18 protein-coding genes are annotated in these 14,165 nt (G+C 58.3%); 8 read left to right on the top strand and 10 right to left on the bottom strand.

Annotated elements, in window-relative coordinates; all coding sequences use genetic code 11:
- Positions 1 to 50: 50 nt before the first annotated feature.
- Positions 51 to 932, bottom strand: coding sequence for a formate dehydrogenase accessory sulfurtransferase FdhD (locus ACXJGX_RS05460; protein ID WP_474779447.1), 882 nt, complete (start codon positions 930 to 932; stop codon positions 51 to 53).
- A 60-nt stretch (positions 933 to 992) separates the two neighbouring features.
- On the opposite strand from ACXJGX_RS05460, the gene ACXJGX_RS05455 reads away from it, so the two are divergent.
- The gene (locus ACXJGX_RS05455) at positions 993 to 1,715 is read left to right on the top strand and encodes an AzlC family ABC transporter permease (protein WP_474779445.1); all 723 of its coding nucleotides are present in this window, start codon (positions 993 to 995) and stop codon (positions 1,713 to 1,715) included.
- Positions 1,712 to 2,047 (top strand): AzlD domain-containing protein, encoded by a 336-nt coding sequence (locus ACXJGX_RS05450; RefSeq protein WP_474779443.1) that lies wholly within the window; start codon positions 1,712 to 1,714, stop codon positions 2,045 to 2,047. The genes ACXJGX_RS05455 and ACXJGX_RS05450 overlap by 4 nt, the downstream gene beginning before the upstream one ends.
- On the opposite strand, the gene ACXJGX_RS05445 is transcribed toward ACXJGX_RS05450, so the two are convergent.
- The 4 genes from ACXJGX_RS05445 to ACXJGX_RS05430 all read right to left on the bottom strand — a co-directional run bounded on the left by ACXJGX_RS05445 (position 2,031) and on the right by ACXJGX_RS05430 (position 3,784).
- Complete coding sequence (locus ACXJGX_RS05445; protein WP_474779441.1) at positions 2,031 to 2,645, bottom strand: hypothetical protein; 615 nt, start codon at positions 2,643 to 2,645, stop codon at positions 2,031 to 2,033. The two genes, ACXJGX_RS05450 and ACXJGX_RS05445, sit on opposite strands and share 17 nt — an antisense overlap.
- A 7-nt stretch (positions 2,646 to 2,652) precedes the next feature.
- A complete protein-coding gene (locus ACXJGX_RS05440; RefSeq protein ID WP_474779439.1) occupies positions 2,653 to 2,787 on the bottom strand; it encodes an aa3-type cytochrome c oxidase subunit IV in 135 nt (44 codons plus the stop codon).
- A gap of 62 nt (positions 2,788 to 2,849) precedes the next feature.
- Positions 2,850 to 3,326 (bottom strand): DUF6173 family protein, encoded by a 477-nt coding sequence (locus tag ACXJGX_RS05435; RefSeq protein WP_474779437.1) that lies wholly within the window; start codon positions 3,324 to 3,326, stop codon positions 2,850 to 2,852.
- Complete coding sequence (locus ACXJGX_RS05430) at positions 3,323 to 3,784, bottom strand: Lrp/AsnC family transcriptional regulator (RefSeq protein ID WP_474779435.1); 462 nt, start codon at positions 3,782 to 3,784, stop codon at positions 3,323 to 3,325. Before ACXJGX_RS05430 ends, ACXJGX_RS05435 begins: the two co-directional genes overlap by 4 nt.
- 106 nt (positions 3,785 to 3,890) lie before the next feature.
- On the opposite strand from ACXJGX_RS05430, the gene ACXJGX_RS05425 reads away from it, so the two are divergent.
- The gene (locus ACXJGX_RS05425; protein WP_474779433.1) at positions 3,891 to 4,130 is read left to right on the top strand and encodes a DUF6356 family protein; all 240 of its coding nucleotides are present in this window, start codon (positions 3,891 to 3,893) and stop codon (positions 4,128 to 4,130) included.
- Entirely contained in the window at positions 4,131 to 4,904 is a 774-nt protein-coding gene (locus ACXJGX_RS05420; RefSeq protein ID WP_474779431.1) for a class II glutamine amidotransferase, read from the top strand.
- Between the two features lie 17 nt (positions 4,905 to 4,921).
- Here the strand turns inward: ACXJGX_RS05420 and ACXJGX_RS05415 are convergent, their stop codons facing one another.
- Positions 4,922 to 5,959 (bottom strand): MBL fold metallo-hydrolase, encoded by a 1,038-nt coding sequence (locus ACXJGX_RS05415; protein WP_474779429.1) that lies wholly within the window; start codon positions 5,957 to 5,959, stop codon positions 4,922 to 4,924.
- Complete coding sequence (locus ACXJGX_RS05410) at positions 5,959 to 7,662, bottom strand: acyl-CoA dehydrogenase (protein WP_474779427.1); 1,704 nt, start codon at positions 7,660 to 7,662, stop codon at positions 5,959 to 5,961. Before ACXJGX_RS05410 ends, ACXJGX_RS05415 begins: the two co-directional genes overlap by 1 nt.
- A gap of 115 nt (positions 7,663 to 7,777) precedes the next feature.
- Here ACXJGX_RS05410 and ACXJGX_RS05405 point away from each other — a divergent pair, with 115 nt between their 5' ends.
- Positions 7,778 to 8,728, top strand: a complete 951-nt coding sequence (locus ACXJGX_RS05405; RefSeq protein ID WP_474779425.1) for an L-threonylcarbamoyladenylate synthase — start codon at positions 7,778 to 7,780, stop codon at positions 8,726 to 8,728.
- Here the strand turns inward: ACXJGX_RS05405 and ACXJGX_RS05400 are convergent.
- The 3 genes from ACXJGX_RS05400 to ubiA are packed head-to-tail and all read right to left on the bottom strand — an operon-like array spanning position 8,725 to position 12,047.
- Positions 8,725 to 9,054, bottom strand: coding sequence for a hypothetical protein (locus ACXJGX_RS05400; RefSeq protein WP_474779423.1), 330 nt, complete (start codon positions 9,052 to 9,054; stop codon positions 8,725 to 8,727). The two genes, ACXJGX_RS05405 and ACXJGX_RS05400, sit on opposite strands and share 4 nt — an antisense overlap.
- A 15-nt stretch (positions 9,055 to 9,069) precedes the next feature.
- The gene (locus tag ACXJGX_RS05395) at positions 9,070 to 11,025 is read right to left on the bottom strand and encodes an OmpA family protein (protein WP_474779421.1); all 1,956 of its coding nucleotides are present in this window, start codon (positions 11,023 to 11,025) and stop codon (positions 9,070 to 9,072) included.
- A 56-nt stretch (positions 11,026 to 11,081) separates the two neighbouring features.
- Positions 11,082 to 12,047: a 4-hydroxybenzoate octaprenyltransferase gene (ubiA, locus tag ACXJGX_RS05390; RefSeq protein ID WP_474779419.1), complete on the bottom strand. Its 966-nt coding sequence runs from the start codon at positions 12,045 to 12,047 to the stop codon at positions 11,082 to 11,084.
- An 11-nt stretch (positions 12,048 to 12,058) separates the two neighbouring features.
- On the opposite strand from ubiA, the gene ACXJGX_RS05385 reads away from it, so the two are divergent.
- Genes ACXJGX_RS05385 through ACXJGX_RS05375 form a run of 3 tightly spaced genes read left to right on the top strand, consistent with a single transcriptional unit; the run spans position 12,059 to position 14,128 of the window.
- Positions 12,059 to 12,781 carry a 16S rRNA (uracil(1498)-N(3))-methyltransferase gene (locus ACXJGX_RS05385; RefSeq protein ID WP_474779417.1) on the top strand — a complete coding sequence of 241 codons (723 nt, stop codon included), beginning with the start codon at positions 12,059 to 12,061 and terminating at the stop codon, positions 12,779 to 12,781.
- Positions 12,751 to 13,617 (top strand): GNAT family N-acetyltransferase, encoded by an 867-nt coding sequence (locus tag ACXJGX_RS05380; protein WP_474779415.1) that lies wholly within the window; start codon positions 12,751 to 12,753, stop codon positions 13,615 to 13,617. The genes ACXJGX_RS05385 and ACXJGX_RS05380 overlap by 31 nt, the downstream gene beginning before the upstream one ends.
- The gene (locus ACXJGX_RS05375) at positions 13,610 to 14,128 is read left to right on the top strand and encodes a hypothetical protein (protein WP_474779413.1); all 519 of its coding nucleotides are present in this window, start codon (positions 13,610 to 13,612) and stop codon (positions 14,126 to 14,128) included. Before ACXJGX_RS05380 ends, ACXJGX_RS05375 begins: the two co-directional genes overlap by 8 nt.
- Positions 14,129 to 14,165: the final 37 nt, after the last annotated feature.

The following is a 14,165-nucleotide window of genomic DNA, read 5'->3' as shown; positions in this document are numbered from 1 at the left end:
TGCGGCGCGGCGCATCCGCCGGATGTATTTTAGGCAAGATGATAGGAGGATCATGCGCTTCCCTTTCGGCCGCTTTTTCGCGGCTCATCGGCAATCTGGGATGGGTCGGCGTCGCGGATCAAACGGTCTTCGCCAGCGAGGCAAACAAACCGCTGGCCCTTCATCCGCCCGATTAACGTGAGCCCGACCTGGTTCGCGATCTCGACGCCCCACGCGGTGAAACCCGACCGCGAGGCCAATACAGGAATACCCATCATCGCGGTTTTGATCACCATTTCTGATGTGAGCCGCCCGGTGGTATAAAGCGTCTTATCCGCCGCATCGACCCCTTCGGACAGCATCCAGCCTGCGATTTTATCGACCGCGTTGTGACGGCCCACGTCCTCCATATAGACCAGAGGCCGCGCGCCCTGACACAAAACGGTGCCGTGAATGGCGCCTGCGTCCAGATACAGTGAGGGTGTTCTGTTGATCGTCGCGGCCAATGTGTACAGGTCGGATGTCTTGATCGGGGTTGCGGGGAGGGTCACGCCTTCGAGGCCCTCCATCATATCGCCAAACACGGTGCCGACTGCGCAGCCACTGGTGCGGGTCTTTTTCTTGAGCTTGTCTTCGTAGGTGGTTTGACCATCCGTCCGGACCACGACGACCGACAGCTCTTCGTCATAATCAACGCCTTTGATCACTTCGCCGTCGCGCAACATGCCCTGATTACGCAAGAAACCAAGTGCCAGATAGGCGGGATAATCCCCGATGGTCATTGCCGTCACGATTTCTTGTGAATTCAGGTAAATCGTTAATGGACGTTCTTCGACCACGTTCAAATCAATGACTTGGCCGTTTTGATCGGTACCAGTGACCGCGCGTGTCAGCCCCGTGGCCTGCGGGTTCGGCGCGATCAGATAGTCCGCGATGTTATCAAGCTGTGCCAATTGTCATTCCCACTGTGCCGGTCTAATCCTGTTGCAACATGCCAAAGCTAGGGGAAACCGATGCCGACTTCCACCGCGAAAAAGCCAGCGAAATCCGCTTATTGGGCGGGTGTGCGCGACGGTCTGCCATTTATCTTGATGGCGGCACCTTTTGCGCTGCTGTTTGGGGTCGTCGCAACCGATGCGGGCCTGAGCGTCGGGCAGGCGATGGGGTTTTCTGTTCTGGTGATCGCGGGCGCATCGCAGTTTGCAGCGGTGCAGATGATCACGGAAAACGCGGGCATCGCGTTTGTGTTGCTTGCCGCCTTGGCCGTGAACTTGCGGATGGCGATGTATTCCGCCTCGCTTGTTCCGTATCTGGGTACGGCACCATTGTGGCAGCGGGCGCTGGTGTCTTATCTTAACTTTGACCAGACCTATATTACCTCCGTGTCCCGCTACGAGGCCCGCCCAGAGATGTCGGTGCCCGACCGCATTTCTTACTTTTTTGGGGTCGCAACGCCGATTACACCTCTTTGGATCGCGATGACTTTGGTCGGAATATTGGCGGGGGCCGCAATTCCCGATGCATGGGCATTGGACTTTATCATGCCGATCATGTTTCTTGCGATGGTCGCGCCGATGATGAAGTCACTGGCGCATATCGCGGCGGCAGCGGTATCGATCATTGTGGCGCTGGCGCTGATCAGCTTGCCGTCGGGAACCGGGCTTTTGATCGCTGCTGCTGCGGCGATGTTGACCGGGGCGATCGTTGAAACTTGGATGGAGCGGCGTGCACAATGACTTATAGCAGTGCTGAAATATGGTTCATCATCGCCATTTTGGGGGCGGGGACGTTCCTGATCAGGTTTTCATTTCTGGGATTGATTGGCAACCGCGAGATGCCAGCGTTTGTGCTGCGCCTGCTACGGTTTACGCCTGTGGCGGTATTGCCGGGAATGGTGGCGCCGCTGGTTTTGTGGCCCGCGGCGACCGGCGGTCAGCCTGATCCGGTGCGGTTGCTTGCCGCAGTTGCGACCGTTGCGGTTGGGTTCTGGACGCGCAATGTGCTTTGGGCGATTTTCGCGGGGGTTGTCACGCTTTATGGCGGGATGGGGATTACTGCTCTGTTGTAAGCGCCGCATTGATACGGGCCGCCGCAAACGATTTGTCGTCTTCGTCGTTTTCGTGATATTCGCGCGTTTCCGTTCCGGGCAATGCTGCAAAATCTTCGGCGATTTTGTTCGGATCCCATGTTTGCCGCACGTCAGAAAACCCGGGCAACTGCCGCAACAGCCGCGATGTCGACCGGGCGCAATGCGCCTGTGGTTCGGGACCGTTCGCAAGCGCCAGTTGCAGCGCGCGGTTCGCCACATCCGGGGCGACTTGCACCGTTTGCCCCAATACATAATAGGTCACGCGGGCATGATAACTTATGTAAAACGCCTCAAGCTGCGGGGATACGCCAAACAGCACATCGTTGCGTTCCGGCATCCGGTCTTGGACAAACGTGCCAGCCGGGTCAAACATAACACGCTGATTGGCATTGATCAAAAGCGCAGAGTGCGCCCCGTTGCCGGAACCGTTGTTTTTCATGGTGTAAAGCGTCAGATAGCTTGCGCTTGGGTCGCGGTAGATTGCACGCGAAACAACGTCATCAGGCGCCCAAACCTGTTCTGCCGCACAGGCAGATAGGGCCAATGGCAGCCCGATCGTAAACTGACGACGGTTCATCCGGTGCTTAACCGTTAACCAAAGCCATGAAAATCAGGATAACGATGCATAGAATGGCCCCTTTGGTAACCATGCTGATGAAACCGTTAAAGGTTTTTTCTTGAACAGTGATGTCCATTTCGCCGGGTTTAAAGTCAGACATGTCAGATTCCTTTTGCACAGTTTTGCCACCCAATAGCCGATAATTCAGACGCTGTCACCCGGTCAGGTGGTCACATCCGTGTCGCGATCCAGCGCCGCAGCCAGTTGAAACCCGATCCGGTTGGGTTCCGGTTGATCCACCTGTTTTGGACTGGCGATCAAGGTGACATTCATCTGTGTCACGTGCTGGATCAACTGGGTTTTAACCCCGGCTTCGTTGGTGCCGTAGTAGGTCACAATATCGGGGTCATAGTACCCTAACCCTTCAATCCGGATCACGCCCGAATGCCCGCCGGCAAGACCCACACCCACCTCATGATTGTTATCCAGCTGTTTTTCAAAGTTCTGGATATACATGATGATCCGCTCATAGGCCCATTGCGCCGGGCTTTTTTTCGCGATTGATTCGGCAAGGGCCTTTGGCATTTTGCTTTTGGACGGGCAGGGGACGTCGGGGTCGGTATGCACCTCGTTCATTTTCGGCAAGATATCGTTTTCAAGCAATTCGGCAGAGGTATCGATTGTCATCGTTGTCGTCATAAGGGCACCGCTGTTGTCTCTTTAATCTCTTCCATAACGAAACTTGCCGAAATATCCGAGACAGAAATCCGTGAAGTCAGACGTTTGTAAAACCGGTCATATGCCGGGACATCGGCAACACGCACGCGCAACACGTAATCCAGATCCCCCGTCATCCGGTAGGCGCCCACGACTTCGGGTAGGGCGCGCAATGTTGCCTGAAACTGTGCCATCCATGCGGCATCGTGGATATTCGTCCGGATAAGCACCATCGCCGTCAGCGGCACGCCAACTTTGGCGGCGTCGACCAAGGCAACGCGCCCTTTGATCACGCCTGACTGCTCAAGCACCTTGACGCGCCGCCAGCAGGCATTGCGCGACAGGTTCACCTGCGCGCTGATGTCGTCGATGGATTGGGCTGCGTCAAATTGCAAAAGCCTGAGTATGCTGCGGTCTATTTCATCTAAATTATGCGTCATGATTGGGAAAATATCTCAATAATACATCAGAACGCAAACGATTTTGGGACCAAAATGCACTTCGTCCGCGCTAAAGTATCGTAACACAACCTGTTAAAGGCTTCCCATGTCAGACGCGTCCGAAAACCCATCCCGCTCCAGCTTTCTGTCGACAGTGTTTTTGGACCATCCCACAAAGGTCAACGAAACCTATTTCCAACATATGCGGTTCGCCTTCGGGTTTAGTTTTTGGCTCGGGGTTGCCGCATGTGCGGCGTTGATCCACGCAGTTATTCCGGTCATGTGTGAAACAACGGCAAGCCGTATTCTGAAACGGCTGCACGCCCGGATCACGGCCCGCCACTGAATGTGCCGTATTGCTGCGTATACCGGCCCCGCGATTCCGCTTGAAAACATCATTGTGCGGCCGAAACATTCGCTTCTGACGCAAAGCCAGCACGCGACCGAGGCCAAGCTGGCCGTGAATGGTGACGGCTTTGGGATCAGTTGGTATGGCGAAGACCACGCGCCGGGCCTTTACCGCGATGTGTTGCCTGCTTGGGCTGACGGCAATCTGACCAACCTATGCCGGATGGTGCGGTCGCACCGGTTTATTGCGCATATCCGCGCGTCCACCGTTGGGGAAACCAGCCGTGCCAACTGTCATCCGTTCACCTATAAAAACTGGTCATTTTGTCATAACGGCCAGATCCCGCACTTTGCACGGATCAAACGGCAGATGACGGCGGCGCTGCCGGATCATCTGTTCGACCAGCGGCGCGGGACAACCGACAGCGAGATGATCTTTTTGACGCTGCTCGCGCATGGTTTGGAAATTGACCCGATGGCGGCCATTCGGGCGACGCTTGCTGATATCGGGCCCACCAACGAAAGCGGTGCCGTCAAACTGACCTGTGTGTTCTCTGATGGTCAGGCGCTTTATGCGCTGCGGTACGCGTCAAGCGAAGACGCGCCCACGCTGTATGTGTCCGGTGTATTGGACAATGGCGGGCGGGCGGTTGCATCCGAACCGCTGTGTGGTGTGGCCGATCGCTGGACCGCGCTGCCGTGTGATACGCTGTGTACTGTGACCGCCGATGGGTTGACCACCCGCGCAATCGACGTGCGGGCCGCCGCGTAGGGCGGATTTTGCCCGCTTTACTTGGCTTGAAACGCCCAAACACCGTCTTCGCGTTGCCATCGGTTCACCTTGCCGGTCTGGTGCAAGTGGTTGACGTGGGCGACCGCCTCGACCAGCGCCAAACCGTATTCGGCGGGGCCAATACTGCGTTTGAACAGCACGGGAAAACAGTCCGCTGCACTGCGGGGCGTATCCAGAAAATCGGTCAACCGCGCCAACGCCCCATGATGATTGTCGATCATCTGCTTTAATCGCAGTGGCAGTCCGGTAAACGGCAACTTATGCCCGCCAAGAACCAATTGATCGTCGCGGGCATGCGGTATGAAGGTCGCGCAAGATGTTAACCAATCGCCAACCGGGTCAGCCTCTGGTTCGGTGGCATAGACCCCTAGGTTGGCGCTGATCGACGGCAATAGTTGATCACCACCGATCACCAGATTGTCGTCGCGGCTCCAGAAGGTTGCATGCTCTGGGGCGTGGCCATCGCCCATGCGAATATCCCAGACGCGGCCCCCCATGGTCATGTTGCCGCCGTCTTTCAAGCGATTGTACCCCAGCGGCATCGGGGCGACACAGTCAACAAAGTTGAACGGACGATCAACCGCGCGGCGGGCGTATTCGGCGCCATCCATGCCCGCACGCCGGTAAAACGCCAAGGTTTCTGCGGTTGCTTTCGTTTGTTCATCCAGCGTCAGCATCCGGGCCATCAAAAATCCGGTGCGGGGCATATACAGCGCCGCCCCGTTTTCCACAAACCAACCCGCCAGACCAACATGATCGGGGTGATGGTGCGTGACGACGACCCGCCCCACCGGTTTGCCCGCCAAAGGTCCGTCAAGCAGCCGCCGCCAGATCGCGCGGGTGCGTTTGCTGTCTAAACCGGTATCGATCAACGTCCAGCTATCGCCGTCATCCAGCGCGTAGATATTCACATGATCAAGCGCCATCGGCATCGGCAGGCGCATCCATAAAACGCCAGCCGCAACTTCGATCGCGGCACCTTCGGATGGAGGGGTTTCAAAGGGGTAATTTATGCCGCCTTGACCCTGTGCCATCACGCAACCAAATCGTCGATGCTGATCGCCAGCAGATCGTCGGCGCCTTCACGCACGTGGCGAAGCAGGCTCGCATGTTCAGGGAGCATACGTTTGATATAAAAGGCAGCCAGTCGATAACGGCGGGCATCGCCCGCAACGGCGGACGCCAGATGCACATGCCCCCCAAGCACCCGCGCAAACGCACGCAGATAAGGCACCGCACCTGCAAAACGGTGGTTCAGATCGGTCTGCGCTACCAACCATTCGGTTGTTTCGCGCAGGGTTTCCGCGGCGTCCCAAACGGCCTCGGCCAGATCAGGATGTGTTCCCTTTGCGGCCTCGGCACCCTGTTCGATTTCTTCCAGCAAACGAAACGCAGCATCGCCGCCATCCATCAGTTTGCGCGCGACAAGGTCCATCGCCTGAATACCATTGGTTCCTTCGTAGATCGCGGTCACGCGGACATCACGCGAAAACTGTGCGGCACCGGTTTCTTCGATAAAGCCCATGCCGCCATGAACCTGTACGCCTGTGCTTGACACCTCGATGCCGACATCGGTTCCGAATGCTTTGGTGATCGGGGTCAGCAGGGCCGCACGCGCCTTCCATGTGGCATCGTCGGTTGCGGTCGCCATATCGATCGCAACAGCGTTCAGCAGGGCAATTGCACGGGCGGCATAGGTATCGGCCTTCATGGTTGCGAGCATCCGGCGCACATCGGCGTGTTCAACGATCGCACCAGTGCCGTCGGCTTTGCCTTGTTTGCGGTCTTGGGCATAGGTCAGCGCGTGTTGATAGGCGGCTTCGGCAATACCGATCCCTTGCACGCCGACACCTAGACGGGCGTTGTTCATCATTGTGAACATCGCCGCCATGCCGCCATGCGCCGGCCCAACCAGCCACCCAGTTGCGCCAGAATATTCCATCACCGCGGTCGGTGACCCATGCAGACCCAACTTATGCTCTAGGCTGACGACGCGCAGGTTGTTGCGTTCGCCAAGGGTGCCATCGGCATTGGGAATAAATTTGGGCACCATAAACAGGCTGATGCCCTTGGTGCCCGGAACCCCGTCGGGAAGCCGGGCGAGCACAAGATGACAGACGTTTTCGGTGAAATCATTATCACCCCATGTGATGTAAATTTTCTGCCCGCTGATCGCATACGACCCGTCACCGTTCGGTTCCGCCTTGCTGCGCAGCGCCCCCACATCCGATCCGGCTTGCGGTTCGGTCAGGTTCATCGTGCCGCACCATTCGCCAGAAATCAGCTTTGGGATATATACGTCTTTGATCGCGTCAGATGCGTGGTGTTCCAATGCCTCGATCTGGCCCTGCGACATCAGCGGGTTCAGCTGCAGCGACAGGCACGCACTGGACATCATGTCGTTCACAGCCGTGGTCAGGGTCATCGGCAGGCCCATGCCGCCCACGTCCGCTGACGCCGACATGCCGATCCATCCGCCGTCGGCAATCGCGCGATACCCGCCTGCGAACCCGGGCGATGTCCGCACGACACCATTTTCCAGCTTGGCAGGGTGCAGATCCCCTGAACGGTTCAATGGCGCGATCACGTCCTTGCACATCTTGGCCGCCTCGGTCAGGATCGCATCCACCATATCGGGTGTGCTTTCGGCAAAGCGGTCGGTCTGTGCGACGGCACCAAAACCGACAACATGATCCATCAAAAAGCGAAAATCGTTGACTGGCGCACGGTATGCCATTGGGTATCCTCCCGTTTTTGCGGCTTCTTGGCAAATGTGCGTGCCAAGGCTATGCATCTCAAATTCAGGTTCAACCTACCGCAGCGAGCCGACCCATCAACCGAAACGCCACGTCATGACCAAAGCTCCATTGCTAAAACTTAAACCAGACGCTGTTGGCTATGCACAGGCGGCCGATATTCTGGCCGCTGGTGGCTTGGTTTCGTTCGGAACCGAGACTGTTTACGGGCTGGGCGCGGATGCGCGAAACGATGCAGCGGTCGCCGGTATTTACGCGGCCAAGGGACGACCCAGTTTTAATCCGCTGATTGTGCATGTGCCCGACCGCGCCACGGCGGAAATCTATTGCGACTTTAATGATGACGCACGGGCATTGGCGGCGGCGTTCTGGCCGGGTGCATTGACGCTGGTGCTGCCTTTGCGCGCAGGGGCTGGCGTTTCAAAACTGGTGACGGCGGGGCTTGATACGCTTGCGGTCCGCGTGCCCGACCACCCCGTGGCCCAAGGTCTGCTCCGTCGCTTTGGCGGCCCCGTTGCCGCGCCATCGGCGAACCCGTCTGGCCGGATCAGCCCGACCACAGCGGCGCATGTGATCGCAGGTCTCGACGGTAAAATCGGCGCTGTCATTGATGGTGGCGCATGCGGTGTTGGCGTGGAATCGACGATTGTTAGCTGTGTTGGGCAACCTGCAATTCTGCGCGCAGGGGGTATTCCCGCCGAGGCGCTTGCAGCCTGCCTTGGGAAACCACTTTTGACGCCTGATGACCCTGACACACCGCAATCGCCGGGGCAGCTGGCGTCACATTACGCACCCCTTGGACACGTAAGGCTGAACGCCACCAGCGTCACCGATGATGAGGTATTGCTAGGGTTTGGGGACGTCAACGCGACGCTGAACCTTTCACCGACAGGTGACCTGACCGAAGCGGCCGCGCGGTTGTTTGACTGCCTGCATCAGCTGGATGCCATGGGGGCGACCCGCATTGCGGTGTCGCCAATTCCAGATCATGGGCTGGGTCGCGCGATCAATGACCGGCTAAAGCGGGCGGCCGCACCCCGCGGTTAAGAGCCGTTGTTTTGCCGCTCGATATATCCACGCAGTTCTTCGGCTTCTCGGCGGGCTTCGCGTAAACCGTCCATTGCGGCGCGCAGTTCAGCTTCGGTTTGGGAAAGCTGATTGGTCATTTCAGCTTCGCGTTGCTGCAAATACGTAATCGCCTGATCGCGGGTTTCTTCTGCCTCGTGCAGGGCCTGCGCCATCTTATCCAGCTCGCCAATTTCTGCTTTGGTCACGCGTGTAAATCGGTTGACCAACCAGCTGGCAAACCAGCCTAGCGAAAATGCCACAAACAAGATGATCGCGGTGGCGATGATAAATTCGGTTCTGTTCAAGGTCTGGCCTTTTCGTTATTCGGTTGCCGCTTCGTCCGCGGGTGCGTCTGTTGCTTCCTCGGGCGGGGTTTCGTCTGTGGCGGGGTCTTCTTCCGCTGCGGTGTCATCCAGTGGCGTTTCTTCGGCGACTTCTTCCAGCGTGGTGACTTCTTCCGGGATCGGTTCGGGCACGATCAAGCTGAATTCGATCCGGCGATTTGCCTCGCGCCCTTCTTCGGTGTCATTGTCGGCAATGGGGTTTTCTTCGCCAAAACCCACCGATTCGAACGTCGAAACCGGGACGCGGCGCGACCGCAATGCGGTCAAAACCGCATCCGCGCGCCGTTGAGACAGTTGCTGGTTCATTTCTTCGCGGCCTTGGCTATCGGTAAATCCGGACACGCGAATGCGCAGGTCGCCACATTTTTTCAAAATATCGGCGATGTCATCGACCAGCGGCACAGCCGCCAGCGAAATGTCTGCCGAACTTGGGTCAAATGTGATCTTGCGATCAGCGGTTACCGATTTGATTTGGGCGATACACTCTTCTGGTGTGGGCAGGCTGGCGATCGGGTCAAGTTGTTTAACGTAGGTCACGTCGATATCAAAATCGGCGGCATCGCCCAGCTTTTCGATCAGCAGTCGCGAAATATCCGCGCTCGCGACTTCGTTGCCGGTATTCCCACGAATCTCCAGCGTGTCGGGTGACACGGTGACGGCACCGTTTGAAAGTTCGCTCAAGGCCTCGATCCCGGCCAGCACACGGATCGACCACCCGGCGGGCAGATCATCGACCACGCGTGTGCCCATCGTGACGTTCCCTTGACCAAATTTCGCGAGCGCAAAATTCTGCGCCACAGTGTTCGTCAATTCATCAGGGACGCGACCGCGCAGCTGCACCAGCCCCTCTGGGCTGCGGGTTGCGGTAAATTGTGGCGTGCCTTGGGGGTTGACCTCGGGCGCGACAGGCAATTCAGCCGCCAACGCAAAGGCATCGGGCAACGCGTTTTGCAGCGTCCCCACAACCTGATCAAAGGTGCCTGCGCCCGTGCCCATTGGCGCGACAAGGGTGACATCGGTATCAGCAATGGTCACGGTCCCGCCACCCAATTCCGAGACAGCTTGAATGCTGAGCGCGACAGCGTCGGCCCAGCGCCGCGAAGGCGCCCCAAGCGCGAGCGTGCAGTTCGGCAAGCCCGCGAACCCGGCAGCATTCGCCGCCGCGGCAATTTTATTCACGGCTTCGCTTGTATCGGCGGCACAGGCATCAAAATAGGCACCGTCTTCGTCGATACTGAACCGCGTCGTAAATGGTGCAATCACAGGTCTGGGCGCGCTGATGTCGATCGACAGTGCGACACCGGTTGGCGGACGGCGCGACAGCGATGTCTCGAGGCGGAACTTTTCTTCGGGGCTATCAGAAATGGCGTTCACGACGACACGGTCGGCATGCACCGAAATTTTTGACCGTGGCAACATTTCCAAGGCGCGCAGCGCATAGTTCAGGGCGGGGCGCCATGTTTCTGGTGTTGGGTAATCAGCCACATCCAACAGGTCAGTGACCGGTTTGCCATCGGCAATATCTTGGATCTGTACTGCCAACGCGTCACGATCTGTTGATGCAGGAATCAGCCCGATCAACGACACGCCCGTGTCATTGCGCAAAATTTCGATCGCAAATTCGGGCGGCGCGATTTTTTCCGAATCAGTCACGGACATGTTGTCGATCACCCGACTGGCGTCGACCATGGCCCCCGATGCCGAAATGGCGCGGAACCGCATCGCCTCTGTTGGGGCCTGACCTTCAAGGATGACTTGCAGGCCATCCCCAAGCACCGATGCCCAAGAATGCCCTTGCTCTGCAAGGGTTTCCTGTACCGCCTCAACCGAACGCTCTTCGACAACGTTGACGGTCGCGCGGGCGGCAACAAAGGACATCAAACCCGCGAGGGCAAAAACGGCCAGACGAATGAAGATTGCTGAAAGGCGCATGCGGTTCCGCTTTGTTATTTCTGGACCTGCATAGGGCTAGCGGGGCAGGTGATCAATCATAGCATCAGTGCCACGGCGAAAAATGGCAGAACGATCAGCCCGGCGTTTCTGTTTGATCTGAAAAGCGCAAGCAGTCGGTCATTGTCGTCGGGATCAAAACGCGCAAGTTGCCACGTCAGATGCCATCCCAGCGCCCAAGGACCACCAATCGCCACAACCAGCGACAGGATCGACCGGTTCAAACAGGCCAGCACAACGGCGCCGCCAAGGATCAGCACAGTCACCGTCAAAAACAAACGCAACCACTTGCTGCTGTTGTCGCCAAACAGGCGTGCGGTGGATTTCACCCCGATCAACGCATCGTCTTCGGTGTCTTGATGCGCGTAGATCGTGTCATAGAACAGCGTCCACGCGATCCCCGCAAAGTAGAGGATAACAGGCACGGGCCCCAAACTGCCCGTGTGGGCCGCCCACGCCAGCAACGCGCCCCAATTGAAAGCAAGGCCAAGAAACACCTGCGGCCACCACGTGAACCGTTTGGCAAAAGGATAAATCGCCACAGGAAGCAGGGCCAGAACACCTAGCAAAATGGCGGCCCAGTTAAACGTCAGCAGAATCGCAAAAGCGATCAGCGCTTGGGCTACCATCCATATCACAGCGCCACGCACGGTGACTTGGCCAGATGGGATCGGGCGTGACCGCGTGCGGGCAACCTTTCCGTCAATGTCCCGGTCCGTGATGTCGTTCCACGTACAGCCCGCGCCCCGCATCAGAAACGCACCGATCCCGCAGGCGATCGCGGTCCAAAGATCATGGATGCTGGCGCTATTTGTTGCCAACATCGCCAACCCAAGCCCCCAAAGACACGGCACATACAGCAGCCACGTCCCAATCGGGCGATCCGCACGGCTAAGCCGCAGATAGGGGCGCGCAAAAGGCGGGGCGATTGTATCAACCCAATTGTTTTTCACAGCATCAGAAACGATGCCTGTGGGCTCTGGTATTGGCGCGTTCTCGGTCATATGGTCCGCCTATGGCATCCAAGGTTCGACTTTATGTAGATCACCCACTGGGTGAAGGGCAAACAGTTCCGCTGACGCGTGAACAGGCGCATTACCTTTTCGGGGTGATGCGGCTGGACGAGGGCGCAGTGGTGTCGTTGATCAACAGCCGTGACGGCGAATGGGACGCGCAAATCGCGCAGGCCGGAAAAAAGGGTGGCATTTTGCAGTGCCAGACCCAAACCCGCCCGCTACAGGCACCGCCCGACCTGTGGCTGATCTTTGCGCCGATCCGCAAGGAACGCACGGCCTTTATCGTTGAAAAGGCCGTCGAGATGGGGGCCGCGCGCATTCTGCCGGTGCAGACCGCCTATACACAATCGGCGAACCGCATCCGGCAGGACAAGCTGCAAGCACATGCTGTCGAGGCCGCCGAACAATGCGGTGGAACGTTTGTGCCGCCCGTGGATGATCTGGTGAAACTGGATCGGCTGCTGGCCGATTGGCCCACAGATCGCCGGTTGATGTTCTGCGATGAACTGCTGATCGGTGATCCGGTCGGCCTGCCCGATATGCCCGGCCCGTGGGCGATTCTGATCGGCCCCGAAGGCGGGTTTTCTGCCACTGAACGTGAAAAGCTGCGCGCGCTGCCCATCGCCCATCCCGTCAGCCTCGGCCCCCGCATCCTGCGCGCCGACACCGCCGCAGTTGCCGCATTGACCGTATGGCAACAGGCGCTGGGGGATTGGGGGTGATCCGTGCGACCACCGATGACCGCGCCGCGATCGAAGATTTTCTGACCGACCATATCGCGACGGCGATGTTTCCGCTGTCGAACCTGCGCCGCTACGGCATGAACGGTGGGCATCGTCATGCGGTGTCGTTTTGGTTGCGGTGGCGGGCAGGGCGGATCACCGATGTTTTGACGGTGACCGACGAAGGGTTTTTGTTTCCGCAATGCCCGACTTCGCCTTGGGGGGATATCAAAACGGTTTTGGCAGGGCATGCCTATCGGGGCATCTTGGGCGCGGCGGATCAGGTCAGCGCCTTACGGGATGCTTTTGGTTGGGACTCGCTCGCCGGGATTGATGCAGTCGAACCGCTGTATCAACTGGCATTAGATGCGTTGAAATTGCCCGATTGCACAGGGTTCGATCTGATCCCGCTGTCTGACGCGCCGCGCAAAACCGTCGTCGATTGGCGGGCAGCATACCTGGCCGAGGTGCTGCCGATGCCCGGCGAAAACCCGGCAGAGATCGCCGCGCGCGACATCGCAAGCTACCTAGAGGCCGACAGTCACCGCGTCTTGCTGCGGAATGGCAAGCATGTCGCGATGACAGGGTTCAATGCCCGTTTGCCGCAGGCGGTCCAAATCGGTGGGGTGTATACGCCGCCCGAATTGCGCGGGCAGGGGCTTGCAAGGCGGGCCGTCGGGCTCCACCTACAACAGGCGCAGCGGTTGGGCGTGATCAAATCCATCCTGTTCGCGGCGAGCGACACAGCAGCCCGCGCATATGAGGCGATTGGTTTTGTGAAAACCGGTGCCTTTGCAATGCTGATTTACGAGGACCCACAGGTGATCCATGTCTGATTTTCTACGCCCCGAAGCCCGCGCATTTCTGTGGCGCTGGCGTGATACGTTGGTGGGGCTGGCGCTCATTGCGCTGGGTTTGTGGTGGGGCTTGCGGTTTTTCGGGGCATTGAAATGGCTCGGGTATGTGGTGATTTTGCTGGGTGTCACGATCGCCGTTGCGGGCGTGCAGCGCGCGCGGTTCCGGCAGGCGGGGCTTGGCCCCGGTGTCGTGCAAATCAATGAACGTCGGCTGTCATATTTCGGGCCACTTGACGGTGGTGTGATGGATGTGAGCGATTTGATGCGGCTTGAACTTGATCCGACGGCGCATCCTGACGCCAACTGGATACTGACCGGCGTCGGCGGGCAAAGATTGTGTATTCCGGTGAATGCGGCGGGTGCCGAAGATTTGTTCGACGTGTTTGCAGCGTTACCGGGTATTAAAACCGAACAAATTCTGGCCGTGCTTTCGCGCACACCTGATGCGCGGGTTGTTGTCTGGGGCCGGATGCGTCCGGTCTTGCATTGACAGCCGCCTTGAGGCAGGTCACCGATATAAATTCAAA

The organism is Yoonia sp. SWMV100 (assembly GCF_056108365.1).
The sequence above is the reverse complement of the archived record's forward strand: the minus strand, read 5'-3'. Positions and strand labels throughout refer to the sequence as shown.